General features: G+C 40.0%; 21 protein-coding genes. 19 read left to right on the top strand and 2 right to left on the bottom strand.

The window, feature by feature from the left end; all coding sequences use genetic code 11:
• Positions 1 to 16 precede the first annotated feature (16 nt).
• The 19 genes from IGL24_RS00505 (at position 17) to truA (ending at position 11,236) form a co-directional block, all read left to right on the top strand.
• Positions 17 to 202: a type Z 30S ribosomal protein S14 gene (locus IGL24_RS00505; protein WP_002356214.1), complete on the top strand. Its 186-nt coding sequence runs from the start codon at positions 17 to 19 to the stop codon at positions 200 to 202.
• Between the two features lie 36 nt (positions 203 to 238).
• On the top strand, positions 239 to 637 hold the full coding sequence (gene rpsH, locus IGL24_RS00510; protein ID WP_010734459.1) for a 30S ribosomal protein S8: 399 nt from the start codon (positions 239 to 241) through the stop codon (positions 635 to 637).
• A gap of 31 nt (positions 638 to 668) precedes the next feature.
• On the top strand, positions 669 to 1,205 hold the full coding sequence (gene rplF / locus IGL24_RS00515; RefSeq protein ID WP_206854614.1) for a 50S ribosomal protein L6: 537 nt from the start codon (positions 669 to 671) through the stop codon (positions 1,203 to 1,205).
• Between the two features lie 164 nt (positions 1,206 to 1,369).
• Complete coding sequence (gene rplR / locus IGL24_RS00520) at positions 1,370 to 1,726, top strand: 50S ribosomal protein L18 (RefSeq protein ID WP_010734457.1); 357 nt, start codon at positions 1,370 to 1,372, stop codon at positions 1,724 to 1,726.
• A gap of 20 nt (positions 1,727 to 1,746) precedes the next feature.
• Positions 1,747 to 2,247 carry a 30S ribosomal protein S5 gene (rpsE, locus tag IGL24_RS00525; protein ID WP_002288681.1) on the top strand — a complete coding sequence of 167 codons (501 nt, stop codon included), beginning with the start codon at positions 1,747 to 1,749 and terminating at the stop codon, positions 2,245 to 2,247.
• 14 nt (positions 2,248 to 2,261) lie between these two features.
• Positions 2,262 to 2,441, top strand: a complete 180-nt coding sequence (gene rpmD, locus IGL24_RS00530) for a 50S ribosomal protein L30 (protein ID WP_206854611.1) — start codon at positions 2,262 to 2,264, stop codon at positions 2,439 to 2,441.
• Between the two features lie 48 nt (positions 2,442 to 2,489).
• Complete coding sequence (rplO, locus tag IGL24_RS00535; RefSeq protein WP_010734454.1) at positions 2,490 to 2,930, top strand: 50S ribosomal protein L15; 441 nt, start codon at positions 2,490 to 2,492, stop codon at positions 2,928 to 2,930.
• On the top strand, positions 2,930 to 4,225 hold the full coding sequence (secY, locus tag IGL24_RS00540) for a preprotein translocase subunit SecY (RefSeq protein WP_206854608.1): 1,296 nt from the start codon (positions 2,930 to 2,932) through the stop codon (positions 4,223 to 4,225). Before rplO ends, secY begins: the two co-directional genes overlap by 1 nt.
• Positions 4,226 to 4,285: 60 nt before the next feature.
• A complete protein-coding gene (locus tag IGL24_RS00545) occupies positions 4,286 to 4,933 on the top strand; it encodes an adenylate kinase (RefSeq protein ID WP_206854606.1) in 648 nt (215 codons plus the stop codon).
• 190 nt (positions 4,934 to 5,123) lie between these two features.
• Positions 5,124 to 5,342: a translation initiation factor IF-1 gene (infA, locus tag IGL24_RS00550; RefSeq protein WP_002288695.1), complete on the top strand. Its 219-nt coding sequence runs from the start codon at positions 5,124 to 5,126 to the stop codon at positions 5,340 to 5,342.
• A 32-nt stretch (positions 5,343 to 5,374) separates the two neighbouring features.
• Positions 5,375 to 5,491, top strand: coding sequence for a 50S ribosomal protein L36 (gene rpmJ, locus IGL24_RS00555; RefSeq protein ID WP_002288710.1), 117 nt, complete (start codon positions 5,375 to 5,377; stop codon positions 5,489 to 5,491).
• A 17-nt stretch (positions 5,492 to 5,508) separates the two neighbouring features.
• Positions 5,509 to 5,874 carry a 30S ribosomal protein S13 gene (rpsM, locus tag IGL24_RS00560; protein ID WP_206854604.1) on the top strand — a complete coding sequence of 122 codons (366 nt, stop codon included), beginning with the start codon at positions 5,509 to 5,511 and terminating at the stop codon, positions 5,872 to 5,874.
• A 27-nt stretch (positions 5,875 to 5,901) separates the two neighbouring features.
• The gene (gene rpsK / locus IGL24_RS00565; RefSeq protein ID WP_010734450.1) at positions 5,902 to 6,291 is read left to right on the top strand and encodes a 30S ribosomal protein S11; all 390 of its coding nucleotides are present in this window, start codon (positions 5,902 to 5,904) and stop codon (positions 6,289 to 6,291) included.
• A 79-nt stretch (positions 6,292 to 6,370) separates the two neighbouring features.
• Complete coding sequence (locus tag IGL24_RS00570; protein WP_005880735.1) at positions 6,371 to 7,309, top strand: DNA-directed RNA polymerase subunit alpha; 939 nt, start codon at positions 6,371 to 6,373, stop codon at positions 7,307 to 7,309.
• Positions 7,310 to 7,335: 26 nt separating this feature from the next.
• A complete protein-coding gene (gene rplQ, locus IGL24_RS00575; protein ID WP_010734449.1) occupies positions 7,336 to 7,716 on the top strand; it encodes a 50S ribosomal protein L17 in 381 nt (126 codons plus the stop codon).
• A 266-nt stretch (positions 7,717 to 7,982) separates the two neighbouring features.
• Positions 7,983 to 8,822 carry an energy-coupling factor ABC transporter ATP-binding protein gene (locus IGL24_RS00580; RefSeq protein WP_207115363.1) on the top strand — a complete coding sequence of 280 codons (840 nt, stop codon included), beginning with the start codon at positions 7,983 to 7,985 and terminating at the stop codon, positions 8,820 to 8,822.
• Positions 8,798 to 9,667: an energy-coupling factor ABC transporter ATP-binding protein gene (locus IGL24_RS00585; RefSeq protein ID WP_206854599.1), complete on the top strand. Its 870-nt coding sequence runs from the start codon at positions 8,798 to 8,800 to the stop codon at positions 9,665 to 9,667. The genes IGL24_RS00580 and IGL24_RS00585 overlap by 25 nt, the downstream gene beginning before the upstream one ends.
• A complete protein-coding gene (locus tag IGL24_RS00590) occupies positions 9,657 to 10,454 on the top strand; it encodes an energy-coupling factor transporter transmembrane component T family protein (protein ID WP_207115362.1) in 798 nt (265 codons plus the stop codon). The genes IGL24_RS00585 and IGL24_RS00590 overlap by 11 nt, the downstream gene beginning before the upstream one ends.
• Before the next feature lie 35 nt (positions 10,455 to 10,489).
• The gene (truA, locus tag IGL24_RS00595) at positions 10,490 to 11,236 is read left to right on the top strand and encodes a tRNA pseudouridine(38-40) synthase TruA (protein WP_206854596.1); all 747 of its coding nucleotides are present in this window, start codon (positions 10,490 to 10,492) and stop codon (positions 11,234 to 11,236) included.
• A 46-nt stretch (positions 11,237 to 11,282) separates the two neighbouring features.
• Here truA and IGL24_RS00600 read toward each other — a convergent pair whose 3' ends face one another.
• Both IGL24_RS00600 and rpmB read right to left on the bottom strand, forming a co-directional pair.
• Positions 11,283 to 13,952 carry a YfhO family protein gene (locus IGL24_RS00600; protein ID WP_207699903.1) on the bottom strand — a complete coding sequence of 890 codons (2,670 nt, stop codon included), beginning with the start codon at positions 13,950 to 13,952 and terminating at the stop codon, positions 11,283 to 11,285.
• 445 nt (positions 13,953 to 14,397) lie between these two features.
• Entirely contained in the window at positions 14,398 to 14,586 is a 189-nt protein-coding gene (gene rpmB / locus IGL24_RS00605; protein WP_206854589.1) for a 50S ribosomal protein L28, read from the bottom strand.
• Positions 14,587 to 14,677 lie beyond the last annotated feature (91 nt).

The following is a 14,677-nucleotide window of genomic DNA, read 5'->3' on the forward strand; positions in this document are numbered from 1 at the left end:
AAAGGAGGCGAACTACGTGGCTAAAAAATCAATGATTGCTAAAAACAAACGTCCTGCAAAACATTCAACACAAGCTTATACTCGTTGCGAACGTTGCGGACGTCCACATTCAGTTTATCGTAAGTTCCATCTTTGCCGTATTTGCTTCCGCGAACTTGCCTATAAAGGTCAAATTCCCGGCGTGAAGAAAGCTAGCTGGTAAAAAAGTAAATTCGCATAAGAAGGAGGTAAAAGTTCAATGGTCATGACAGATCCAATTGCAGATTTTCTAACTCGTATCCGTAATGCAAACATGGTTAAACATGAGGCTTTAGAAGTTCCTGCATCAAAAATTAAACGTGACATCGCTGAAATCTTGAAACGTGAAGGTTTCGTTCGTGATGTTGAATATATCGAAGATGACAAGCAAGGCGTGATCCGTGTTTTCCTAAAATTCGGTAAAAGCGGCGAACGTGTTATTACAAACTTAAAACGTATTTCTAAACCAGGTTTACGTGTTTATGTTAAAGCTGGCGAAGTGCCAAAAGTTTTAAATGGCTTAGGTATCGCTATTATTTCGACTTCTGAAGGTGTTGTCACTGATAAAGAAGCTCGTGAGAAAAACATCGGCGGCGAAGTTATCGCTTACGTATGGTAATCAAGTAGAATCTACAAGGAGGTGTCTTTAAGTGAGCCGTATTGGAAATAAGATCGTTGTGATCCCTGAAGGAGTAACAATCACTCAAGATGGAAACAACATTACAGTTAAAGGACCAAAAGGGGAATTGACTCGTGAGTTTTCTGCTGATATCAAAATGAATATCGAAGGAAACGAAGTGACATTCACTCGTCCAAACGACAGTAAAGAAATGAAAACTATCCATGGAACTACTCGTGCTAACTTCAACAACATGGTTGTAGGTGTTAGTGAAGGATTCCAAAAAGGATTAGAATTAATCGGGGTTGGGTACCGTGCGCAAATGCAAGGAACAAAACTTGTATTGAACGTTGGTTACTCACATCCAGTAGAAATCACACCACCAGCTGGCATTACTGTTGAAGTGCCATCTAACACACAAGTAATTGTGAAGGGTGCGAACAAAGAAGAAGTTGGCGAATTAGCTGCGAACATCCGTGGTACTCGTCCTCCAGAACCTTATAAAGGTAAAGGTATTCGTTATGTTGGCGAATTCGTACGCCGTAAAGAAGGTAAAACTGGTAAATAATCGTTTCGAAAAATTGCATAGAAGCCAGCAGCAGGAAAAAAGGATTTTGCTGAAGTATTTCTTCATTAAGAGAGAGTTTACTTGTGCCGCAGCTTCTATTTTTTCAAAACTGATCATTTCTACTGCATGACAGTAGAAAAAATAAAAATAAAGAGGTGACAATTGTGATTACAAAACCAGATAAAAACAAAACACGTCAAAAGAGACACCGTCGTGTACGTAATACTATCTCTGGTACTGCTGAGCGCCCACGCTTGAACGTTTTTCGTTCTAACAAAAACATCTACGCGCAACTTATTGATGACGTAGCGGGTGTAACGCTAGCAAGTGCCTCTACCTTGGATAAAGAAATTTCAGGTGGAACAAAAACAGAAGCAGCACAAGCTGTCGGTAAATTAGTTGCTGAACGCGCAACTGAAAAAGGCATTAAAGTCGTAGTCTTTGACCGTGGTGGATACCTTTACCATGGCCGTGTGCAAGCTTTAGCTGAAGCTGCTCGCGAAAATGGACTAGAATTTTAGAAGAAGGAGGAATACCATTCATGGTTTATATCGATCCAAAACATTTGGAATTAGAAGACCGCGTTGTTGCAATTAACCGTGTAACAAAAGTTGTTAAAGGTGGACGTCGTCTACGTTTTGCTGCTTTAGTTGTTGTCGGTGACAAAAACGGACACGTAGGATTTGGTACTGGTAAAGCACAAGAAGTACCTGAAGCAATCCGTAAAGCAATTGAAGATGCGAAGAAAAACTTAGTTGAAGTACCTATGGTTGGTTCAACAATCCCACACGAAGTAATCGGTGCTTTTAGTGGTGGTAGAATCCTAATGAAACCTGCTGTTGAAGGTTCTGGGGTTGCTGCTGGTGGACCAGTTCGTGCCGTATTAGAATTAGCAGGGGTAGCAGATATCACTTCTAAATCTTTAGGCTCAAACACACCAATCAACGTTGTTCGCGCAACTGTTGAAGGTTTGAAACAATTAAAACGTGCTGAAGAAGTTGCAGAACTTCGCGGCAAATCAGTGGAAGAATTAATCGGATAAGGAGGACAAACATAATGGCTGAATTAAAAGTAACTTTAAAACGCAGTATTATCGGACGTCCTCAAAACCAACGCGCAACTGTTAAAGCGCTAGGTCTTACAAAGATTAACAGCTCAGTGGTTAAGCCTTCTAACGAAGCAATCAAAGGCATGATCAACACTGTTTCTCACTTAGTGGACGTTGAAGAAGTTTAATTAAACAATTAAAATAAGAATTAGGACAATTAAGGAGGTGCCAAACCTATGAAACTTCATGAATTAAAACCCGCTGAAGGTTCACGCCAAGTACGTAACCGTGTTGGTCGTGGTACTTCTTCAGGTAACGGAAAAACTGCCGGACGTGGTCAAAAAGGACAAAAAGCTCGTTCAGGCGGTGGTGTACGTCTAGGATTCGAAGGGGGACAAACACCATTGTTCCGTCGTTTACCAAAACGTGGATTTACAAATGTTAACCGTAAGGACTACGCAGTCGTTAATTTAGATGTCTTGAACCGCTTTGAAGACGGAGCTGAAGTAACACCTGTTGCTTTAGTAGAAGCTGGAATCGTGAAAAACGAAAAAGCTGGGATCAAAGTATTAGCTAACGGAGAATTGAACAAAAAGTTAACTGTGAAAGCAGCTAAATTCTCAAAAGCAGCACAAGAAGCAATCGAAGCGGCTGGTGGCTCTGTTGAGGTGATCTAATGCTTAAACTATTAAAGGACGCTTTTAAGGTCAAAGATATTAGATCGAAAATCCTTTTCACTGTATTTGTTCTCTTTGTCTTTCGTCTAGGGGCACATATTACTGTTCCTGGCGTAAATGCGAGCTCATTACAAAACCTTTCTAGCTTGCCATTTTTCAACATGTTGAACTTGGTCAGTGGTAGTGCGATGCAAAACTTCTCGATCTTTTCGATGGGGGTTTCGCCATACATTACTGCATCGATCGTGATCCAGTTATTACAAATGGATATCGTTCCACGTTTTGTTGAATGGTCAAAACAAGGTGAAGTTGGACGTAAAAAATTGAACCAAGCAACACGATATTTGACATTAGTATTGGCATTTATCCAATCTGTCGGTATCACTGCTGGATTCAACCAATACGCTCAATTAGGTTTTGTCAATAATCCAAACATCTCTACTTACGTGACGATCGGTTTGATCTTAACGGCAGGAACGATGTTTGTGACTTGGTTGGGTGAACAAATCACTGAAAAAGGTATCGGTAATGGTGTGTCAATGATCATCTTTGCAGGGATCATTTCAAGATTACCGGAAAGTGTGCGAGAAATTTACGAAGATTACTTCGTAAACATCGACTCTTCCAATCTTTGGAGATCTGCGATTTTCGTTGCCATCTTACTTGTTGCGGTTCTAGCAATCGTGACATTCGTAACATTTTTCCAACAAGCTGAACGTAAGATTCCGATTCAGTACACAAAACGTGTAGCAGGTGCGCCAACAAGTAGTTATCTACCGTTGAAAGTGAACGCTGCTGGGGTAATTCCGGTTATCTTTGCAAGTTCATTTATTGCAACACCTAATGCTGTATTACAAGCGTTGAGTGGCCGATTTGGATCTGAAAACTGGTATAAAATAATGATGGAGATCTTTAACTATAATACGGTGCCTGGCGCAACGATTTATACGGTATTGATCGTCGCATTTACGTTCTTCTATGCCTTTGTCCAAGTTAACCCTGAGAAATTAGCGGAGAACTTACAAAAGCAAGGAAGCTATATACCAAGTGTACGCCCTGGTAAGGGAACTGAAGAGTATGTCTCAAGCTTATTGATGCGATTAAGTACAGTCGGAGCACTATTCCTTGGTTTAGTGGCATTATTGCCAATCATTGCACAAATGGTTTGGGATCTGCCGCAATCAATCGGATTAGGTGGTACAAGTCTGTTGATCGTGATCGGTGTGGCTTTAGAAACTGCGAAACAGTTAGAAGGCTTAATGCTGAAACGTAAATATGTTGGCTTTATTGAGTAAGAAAGCGTGTTGAGGTTTTTTCCTCAACACACGTTCTCACATTTATTAGGAGGGAAAGCAATGAACCTCATTTTAATGGGGCTGCCAGGTGCAGGTAAAGGAACTCAAGCGGAAAAAATCATTGACGCTTACGGGATTCCTCACATCTCAACAGGAGATATGTTTCGTGCAGCTATCAAAAATGAAACAGCTCTTGGCTTGGAAGCAAAGTCTTATATGGATAAAGGTGCATTAGTTCCTGATGAAGTAACAAATGGAATCGTAAAAGAGCGTTTAGCAGAACCCGATACAGAGAAAGGCTTCTTATTAGATGGTTTTCCTCGTACGATCGAGCAAGCAGAAGCTCTAGATGCAATGCTAAAAGATTTAAATAAACAAATTGATGCTGTCATCGATATCCACGTGGGTGAAGAAGTTTTGGTTGAGCGTTTAGCAGGCCGCTTCATTTGCCGTAACTGTGGAGCAACTTACCATAAAATTTTCAACCCTACAAAAGTTGAAGACACATGTGATCGTTGTGGTGGGCATGAATTCTATCAAAGAGAAGATGATAAACCTGAGACGGTTAAAAATCGTCTGGCTATCAACATCAAAAATAGTGAACCAATCTTGGCTTATTATAAAGAACAAGGTTTGCTAAACACTATCGATGGTGATCGTGAAATCGATGCTGTATTTACTGATGTCAAAAAAATCATTGAAAAATAGCACGATTGCCCGTAGCCGACTTGCATTAAGCAGTTACTCTTGTCAAGTTCAATAAATTATGATAGAATATGTCAGTCCGACTTCTAGAGAATCCTCTAGATGATCCATTTTGAGAATTTTGAGGTGGGAACTGCAGTTTCCGCCATTTTATCGTGTGAAAATGCGAAACAAGTACAAGGAGGTACTGTGCGTGGCAAAAGAAGATATGATTGAAGTCGAAGGTACAGTCGTCGAAACTTTGCCGAATGCAATGTTTAAAGTTGAACTAGAAAACGGACACCAAGTTCTTGCTACTGTTTCAGGTAAAATTCGTATGCACTACATTCGTATTCTACCTGGTGACAAAGTGACGGTTGAATTGTCTCCGTATGATTTAAACCGTGGCCGTATTACTTATCGCTTTAAATAATTGTACTCCGTAAAACTACAGGAGGTATTATCATGAAAGTAAGACCATCAGTAAAACCAATGTGTGAACATTGTAAAGTAATTCGTCGTAAAGGACGCGTTATGGTGATTTGCCCAGCAAATCCAAAACATAAACAACGTCAAGGATAATTGGAGGTGCACTAAATATGGCTCGTATTGCAGGAGTAGATATTCCTCGTGATAAACGTGTAGTAGTTTCACTTACTTATATCTATGGTATTGGTAACACTACTGCGAAACAAATCTTAGCTGATGCTGGCGTATCTGAAGATGTTCGTGTTCGTGAATTAACGAATGAACAAACAGATGCTATCCGTGCAGAAGTAGATAAATTAAAAGTTGAAGGGGATCTTCGTCGTGAAGTGAACTTAAACATCAAACGCTTGATGGAAATCGGTTCTTACCGTGGAATCCGTCACCGTCGTGGATTGCCTGTTCGTGGACAAAACACGAAAAACAATGCACGTACTCGTAAAGGCCCAGCTCGCGCTATCGCTGGCAAGAAAAAATAATTCTTAAGTGAAGGAGGTTAAATCTTCATGGTAGCAAAAAAAGTGAATCGTAAACGCCGTGTGAAAAAGAATATAGAAGCTGGGATTGCACATATCCACTCTACATTCAACAACACAATCATCATGATCACTGATACTCACGGAAATGCTTTAGCGTGGTCATCAGCTGGTTCATTAGGTTTCAAAGGAAGCAAAAAATCAACTCCTTTTGCGGCTCAAATGGCAGCAGAAACAGCTACAAAAGCAGCAATGGAACACGGATTAAAAACTGTTGAAGTAACAGTTAAAGGACCTGGTTCTGGACGTGAAGCAGCAATTCGTTCATTACAAGCGACAGGTTTAGAAGTGACTGCAATTCGTGACGTGACTCCAGTTCCTCATAATGGTGCCCGCCCTCCAAAACGCCGTCGTGTTTAATGAGTGCCTCTCATTTTGAGTTCTATTAGTAACGTCATTGAACAAGACACTTTTCGTTTTGAAAGGGGTAAAGATAAGAATGATTGAGTTCGAAAAACCAAGAATCGCAAAAATTGATGAAGAAAAAGATTATGGCAAGTTCATCGTTGAACCTCTTGAAAGAGGGTATGGGACTACTTTAGGGAATTCCCTACGTCGTATTTTATTATCTTCTTTGCCAGGTGCTGCCATCACTAATATTCAAATCGATGGTGTGCTGCATGAATTCTCTACCATCAAAGGTGTTAGAGAAGACGTCACTCAAATCATCTTGAACATTAAAGGTTTAGCACTGAAAATGTATGGTCAAGAAGAAAAAACCCTTGAAATCGATATTACCGGACCTGCTACAGTAACTGCTGGCGATATTATCGTTGATAGTGAGGTAGAAATTCTTAACAAAGATATGTACATCTGTAGTGTATCTGAAGGTGCTACGTTCCATGCTCGCTTAACAGTGAAACCAGGACGTGGTTATGTTCAAGCAGATGAAAACAAAAAAGAAGATATGCCAATCGGTGTTCTTCCAGTCGATTCAATCTACACGCCTGTACGTCGTGTCAACTACCAAGTAGAAAACACACGTGTTGGACATCGTGAAGACTTTGATAAATTGACGATGGAGATCTGGACAGATGGTTCAATCGAACCATTGGAAGCAATGAGTTTATCTGCAAAAATCATGACTGAACATTTAGACATCTTTGTCAACCTAACTGATGAAGCGAAAAACGCTGAAATCATGGTCGAAAAAGAAGAAACACAAAAAGAAAAAATGTTAGAAATGACAATTGAAGAATTAGACTTATCTGTTCGCTCTTACAATTGCTTAAAACGTGCAGGAATCAATACTGTACAAGAACTTACGAATAAATCTGAGCCAGAAATGATCAAAGTCCGTAACTTAGGACGTAAATCATTAGAAGAAGTTAAAGCAAAATTGCATGACTTAGGTTTAGGTTTACGTAAAGAAGATTAAACCTTTTACGAAGGAGGGAAACCAACGTGAGTTATCGTAAACTAGGACGCACATCTAGCCAACGTAAAGCGATGTTGCGTGATTTAACAACTGACTTATTAATTAATGAACGTATTGTGACTACAGAAGCTCGTGCGAAAGAAGTTCGCTCAACTGCTGAAAAAATGATCACTTTAGGCAAACGTGGGGACTTACATGCACGTCGTCAAGCTGCGGCTTTCGTACGTAATGAAGTTGCTAGCGTGCGTGAAGAAAATGAGGAAATCGTTATCGAATCAGCTTTACAAAAGTTGTTCAACGATATTGCACCTCGTTATGCTGAACGTCAAGGTGGCTACACTCGTATCTTGAAGACAGAACCAAGACGCGGAGACGGTGCACCAATGGTTGTCTTAGAACTTGTCTAAAATCACACTAATAACATCACTTTATGGATGATTCTTTTAGAGTGTTATGATGTTGGAAGTTACTTATTCCGAGTCTAGCTCAGCGCTACTCCCCAGGCGATCCGTTTGGGGAGTATGCACTCATCATAAAGTGTTTTTTTGTACCTTCAATTAACTGTCAAGACAGCATTGAAGGTATAAAAAAACATTTTAAAAATCAGAAATGATTGAAAACTCAACGTTTTTTTGATAGTGTTAGTAGGAACTTTAGGATGAGGGGAGTACTTATGGAGCCGATTATTGAATTAGGAAAGATTAATTACAAATACCAACCAGAAGATTTACGACCAGCATTGAAAGATGTTTCTTTCACGATCAACAAAGGAGAATGGATCGCGATTATCGGGCACAATGGTTCTGGAAAATCAACGCTTGCGAAAACGATCAATGGATTACTCCTGCCAGAATCTGGAACAGTCAAAGTTGGTAACCAAACACTAAATGAAGAGAATATATGGGCGATTCGTCAAAAAGTCGGCATGGTTTTTCAGAATCCAGACAATCAATTTGTTGGATCAACAGTCGAAGATGATGTTGCTTTTGGATTAGAGAACCAAGGTATTCCTCGCGAAGAAATGGTCGTTCGAGTAAAAGATGCCCTTGAAAAAGTACGGATGTCTGATTTTGCGACAAGAGAACCCGTTCGTCTTTCTGGTGGGCAGAAACAACGTGTGGCGATTGCCGGTGTTGTAGCACTCCGACCAGAAATCATTATTTTAGATGAGGCGACAAGTATGTTAGATCCTGAAGGTCGTGAAGAAGTTATCACGACGATCAAAAAGATCAAAGAGGAAAGCCAATTGACCGTTATTTCAATCACGCATGATATCGATGAAGCAGCGAATGCCAATCGTATCTTTGTGATGAAAGAAGGCGAATTAGTGAATGAAGGAACACCTAAAGAGATTTTCTCTGCTGGACCGGAACTCATCCATCTCGGCTTAGATTTGCCTTTCCCTGAAAAACTAAAAAGTGCCTTGAAAGAACGCGGCATTGAAGTGCCTAAAGAATACATGACAGAAGAAAGGATGGTGGATTGGTTATGGACATCCGTTTTGAAAAAGTAAACTTTACGTACCAACCGAATACACCATTCGAGCAACGAGCGTTATTCGACATTGATTTGTTGATCAAAGAAAACAGCTATACTGCCTTAGTTGGTCATACAGGAAGCGGGAAATCCACCTTGCTTCAGCATTTGAATGCGTTGATCAAACCAACAGAAGGAATCGTTCAAATCGGCGATCGTCAAATCAAACCGGATACAGATAATAAAAATTTGAAACCGATTCGAAAAAAAGTTGGTATTGTTTTTCAGTTTCCAGAAGCACAGCTATTCGAAGAAACGGTAGCAAAAGATATTGCTTTTGGACCTAAAAACTTTGGTGTTAGCGAAGAAGAAGCGATGTTACTAGCAAAAGAAACATTAGAGCAAGTCGGCTTAGATGAAACGTATCTAGAACGCTCCCCATTTGAGCTGTCTGGGGGTCAAATGCGACGTGTAGCGATTGCTGGCGTCTTAGCAATGAAACCAGAAGTACTCGTGTTAGATGAGCCTACAGCGGGGTTAGATCCACAAGGAAGAAAAGAAATGATGGATATGTTCTGGCGGTTGCATCAAGAACATCAAATCACAATCGTATTGGTGACACATTTAATGGATGATGTAGCAAATTATGCTGATTTTGTTTATGTGTTAGAAAAAGGCCGGATCGTTAAATGCGGAGAACCTAAAGAAGTGTTCCAACACCTTTCTTGGTTAAAGGAACGCCAATTAGGAGTGCCAACAGCTACTGAATTTGCAGAGGATCTACGAGCAAAAGGGATTCCTTTTGATGAACTGCCGATCACTGCAGAAGCACTAGCAGATCAACTGGTAAAACTGGTTGGAGGTACCGCTCATGATGAATAAACTGATTTTTGGTCGTTACATGCCTGGAGACTCATTTATCCACCGATTAGACCCACGAGCAAAGTTATTAGCGAGTTTCTATTTTATCGGCATTATTTTCTTAGCAAATAATTGGCAAACCTATGCCTTATTAGCAGTGTTTACTTTATTCACTGTCTTTTTGTCAAAAGTAGATATTAAATTCTTTATTCGTGGAATCCGACCGCTGATTTGGTTGATCTTATTCACAGTTGCTTTGCAAGTACTGTTTACTAGCGGTGGAGAAACTTATTGGAGTTGGTGGATTTTTAACATTACTGAATTCGGTGTAATGAATGGACTGTTTATTTTTTGTCGTTTTGTCTTGATCATCTTTATGTCTACATTGTTGACACTGACAACACCGCCTTTGGAATTGTCTGATGCGATTGAATATTTGTTGCGCCCATTGAAGGCTGTGCGCTTTCCTGTACATGAGGTTTCCTTGATGCTTTCGATTGCTTTACGTTTTGTTCCGACATTGATGGATGAAACAGAGAAAATCATGAATGCACAACGCGCTCGTGGTGTCGATTTTGGTGAAGGCAGTCTAGTGCAAAAAATGAAAGCAGTGATTCCTTTACTGATCCCACTATTTGTCAGCAGTTTCAATCGTGCGGAAGATCTAGCAACAGCGATGGAAGCAAGAGGCTATCAAGGTGGAGAAGGACGAACAAAATACCGTGTGCTTCACTGGCACTTGCAAGACACGATTGTCATGCTTGCCTTTGTGGTCGTGACGGTCGTGCTAGTGTTCCTTCGCAGCTAAACGGATCAAAGATGAACGAGAACAGGGGAAGAAGAATGGTACGCTATAAAGCAATCATTGCCTATGATGGTACACAGTTCAATGGGTTTCAGAAACAACCTAACGGACGAACTGTCCAAGAAGAACTGGAAAAAACATTAAAGAAGATGGCAAATGGAAAAGAAATCACGATTTTTGGATCTGGTAGGACAGATGCAGGGGTTCATGCACTCGGCCAAGTCATTCACTTTGATTATCCAGAAGAGCGACCTTTGGAACGGATGCGTTTTGGGTTAGACACACAGTCGCCAGAAGATATTGCGGTAAAAAGTGTGGAGATCGTGCCGGAGACCTTTCACGCACGCTATCTCGTTAAAGAAAAGACGTATCAATTCAAAGTGGATATCGGCAAGCCACGTAGTCCTTTTCGCAGACATTATGCGAGCTATTTTCCTTATCCTTTAGATTTAAAGAAGATTGAGCGAGCATTGCCTGATTTACTTGGTACGCATGATTTTACTTCGTTTTGTGCTTCAGGAAGCTCGATCGAAGACAAGGTTCGGACAATCTATGAAGCGAGTTTGCAAGTCAATGAAGCTGGCGATGAGCTGACGTTCACGTTTCGTGGTGATGGCTTCCTGTATAAAATGATCCGTATTTTAGTCGGAACATTATTAAAAATAGGCAACGATCGTTTGCCGGAAGATTGTCTGCCGGAGATCATTGCTAAAAAAGACCGCAATGCTGCCGGTCCTACTGCGCATCCTGAAGGTTTGTATCTCTATGAAGTAAAATACGAATAGTATAAATAAAAAGCGTTTCGGCAATCACCGAAACGCTTTTTTCTTTTTATCTTGCTCTACGACGCTCACGTCTTGGACGCTTGTCATCACTGCCGTTTGTAGGATCGATGATACCGCCAAATGGCTGTCGTTTAAGATACCATAGATATAAGAGGAACAAGGAAATACATCCAATAAAGAGAAGTAAGCCAGGGATGAAACCATTTGGTAGATAGCTAAAGGTGATCGTATGCTCGCCTTTAGGCACTTCGATCATAATAAAGGCATCTTGGAATTTCTTTACAGGGACTTTTTCACCATCGATCTTAGCTGTCCAACCGCCATCGTAAGGGATCGTGGTTGCTACCATCGTTTTCTCCGTCGCATTCACTGTACCTGTGGCTGTTCGGCCAGTCGTAGTCATCTCTACACCATTATTTCTGATTTGGTTGACTGCTGCTTGATAAGCCACTACGTCAAGTCCCACCACTTTTGGTTCCATAAAGCTGACTTCTTTTGTTCCGTAGAAGCTTGCAGTGAAAGTGACAGTCGTATCTTGTGGGTAATAGCCTAAATCATAATATTGACCAGTGATATTGAGTTGAGATTTTCTAGATACTCCATTCACGGTAATAGTTGCTGTAGAGCTTTCTAACTGGGCAAAATTCGTCGGGAATAAACTGAGATACGCTTGAGTATTCGCCGGTACTTGAACTTCCCAAGTTAAATCTTTTGGTAAATTATTTGCTGTTTCTTTATACGTGACCCCATTTGTCGTGTTGACGATTTCTGTGTTTTCATGACTTTTTAGGGTCGGTGTGTAGAACGTAAAGAATTGTTGATTCAATCCAGAAAGAGCATTCATCAAATTCGTTTGACTCGTTAGGTTATCGGACACCGGTTGCTCGATCTCATTGATCGTCAAGGGTGCTTTAAACGCCAATGGCACAGCATTGTTGTTCTCGAACAACGTGTAGTTTTCCGTTTCTTTGACTGGTTGGAAACCATATTTATTGAAACTACTATCATTTTTAGCGATGTTGTATTTGATTCCCGTAAATCCATCCATCAGCAAGGTATTATTATTGTAGCGAATATTTAAATTTGTTCCTCTTGAACGGAAGCCTAAAGTGTCCAGATAGGAGGAAGAGTTTCGATTTCTGATGGAGGAGAACATGCTGATCCCGCTATAACCATAGTTGATCGAGTCATTTGGGGAAACAGGATCAAGATTTTCTAAGCGGTAAAAAGCATCTGAATCTTGTTTCGATGCGTTCACTAATGTTTTGATCTCAGGATATGGCTCTGTAAACAAACTTCGTGAGGCATAGTTCCAATCATCGAGGATCCCATGGATCATGCTATTTGTATTGACTGCTGCTTCGGCTGTCATTACTAGGAGCAGGAGGATACTCAATCGTTTCCAGTCAAATGGATGTTGTTGGAACAAGCCGATCGTCAAAGCATACAGTCCTAAAAAGACCAGCGTCAAAATAAAGGACGTAAGCGTGACATACGTATAGCTGTCAGCTGGTTTGATTCCCCAAGCGGTAGCAAAAGCAGCTGCTAGTACGATGATAACTCCTAGCAATCGTTTGTGATCGTTCTCTTGTACCTTTTCCCAACTTTGGGCTGCTAATAAGAGGACGAGGAAAGAAAACAGGTACGAATAGCGGAACAAAAACATATTTGGCGCGTGCATCCCATGCCAGAATAAATTTAAAGGTACTAAATAGAAGCTAGCAATTAAGATTGCAAATAATCCACCAAATAGCAACTTATTCTTTAACGGGAATTTACGACTGACAAAATAGAAGAGACACAATGCCAAAGGAAGTAACCCAGCATAGATAAAAGGAATCGAACCATATTTTGTCGTATCATAGACACCGACCATATTTTTCATCAATAGATCTAAATAAGAAGTCGCTTCTGTCTTCAAGGACGTGATCTGCGTCAACGCTTCGCCATTGGAACGTAGATCGAGGATAGCTGGCAAGATGATCACCATCGAAGCGCCTCCTGCTAATAAGGAAGTGATGCCATAGGGTAAGATCGAACCTTTGTATACCCGCCAATTCGTCAGTAGTCGTGTGACAAAATATAAAAAGGAAAAAACACCGACCATGAAGCCCATATAAAAACTGGACAGGAATAAAAGCAAGTAGCTGACAAATAATAAAACGGGTTTCTTTTGATCCATTACCCGATGGATACCTAAAATGATCAGTGGAAGATAGATAAAGGTGTCTAACCACATAATGATCTGTGAATGGGCAGTGATAAATGAAATCGACGCATAACTCACACTTAATGCGACTTGTCCCCAATTTGGAATGCGATAGCTACGTGCTAAAAACCAGAAAGACAAGCCTGCGAAACCAACCTTTAGTAAGGTGATGACATATAAGGCATCTGGCATCAGCTGATTAGGGAACAATAAAACGAGTGGGGTGAAAAGTCCACCTAAATAATAAGAAATCAATGATAGATAATTTAAACCAAGTGAAGCATTCCACGTGTAAAAAATGCTTTGTTTCCCTAACAACATGTTACGGAAGCTTGCATGAAAGTTTGAAAATTGTGAGAAAGCATCACTTGCTAGGATACTTCGATCACTTCCTGGATAAATACCGATACTTAAATATACCAATAAAAGAATCAGAAAAGGGATAAAGAAGCTAGCAGCTGCATAGCGGCCGTTTTCTTTTAAGAATTTTTTCAATGTTGTTTTCATTACAATTCAGTCACCAAATTTCTATAAGAAGTTATATTTAGTTTATCACATTCATGATTTTACTTGCTGAAAATACAATCAAATTCATAAAAAAATTACATTTAAAATTAAATAACATCAGTCTGTTTAAATTACATTTCTATTAAGAAAATAACATAAAATAAGAAAACACTTTCTACTTTAAAATAAAGTGTTGACAGGCGTTTGCAAATGCGTTATGTTTTATTTGTAACAATTATAAAAAAACATATACCTATCACTATCTTAGGGATAGTGGCACATAAAAGAAGACTTAAAACAATTATCTGGGTGATTGATTGTTTTAAGCCTTTTTTATTTTATCTACTTGATTCGAATGAGTTGAGAACATGTTTCTCATTTGATAATAATTCGTTAAAAATAAAAACCGTTCATTTTGTTGAACGGTTCAAATCATTTCATTCAATTATACGCGTTCAACTTTTCCTGATTTCAACGCACGAGTTGACACCCAAACTTTTTTAGGTTTGCCGTCGATCAATACGCGAACTTTTTGCAAGTTAGGTTTAACAGTACGTTTTGTTGAGTTCATCGCATGTGAACGGTTGTTTCCACTTGTTGTCTTGCGACCTGTAAAGTAACAAACTTTTGCCATGTAAATTTCCTCCTTTGCCTTGATTTGGAGCAATAGTAAATTCAGCTCATACCAGAATAACATATCATATAGCGTGGGAATTTGCAAGCAT

Origin of the sequence: Enterococcus sp. DIV2371, from assembly GCF_050498525.1 — a bacterium.
In the GTDB taxonomy this organism is placed as follows: domain Bacteria; phylum Bacillota; class Bacilli; order Lactobacillales; family Enterococcaceae; genus Enterococcus_B; species Enterococcus_B mangumiae.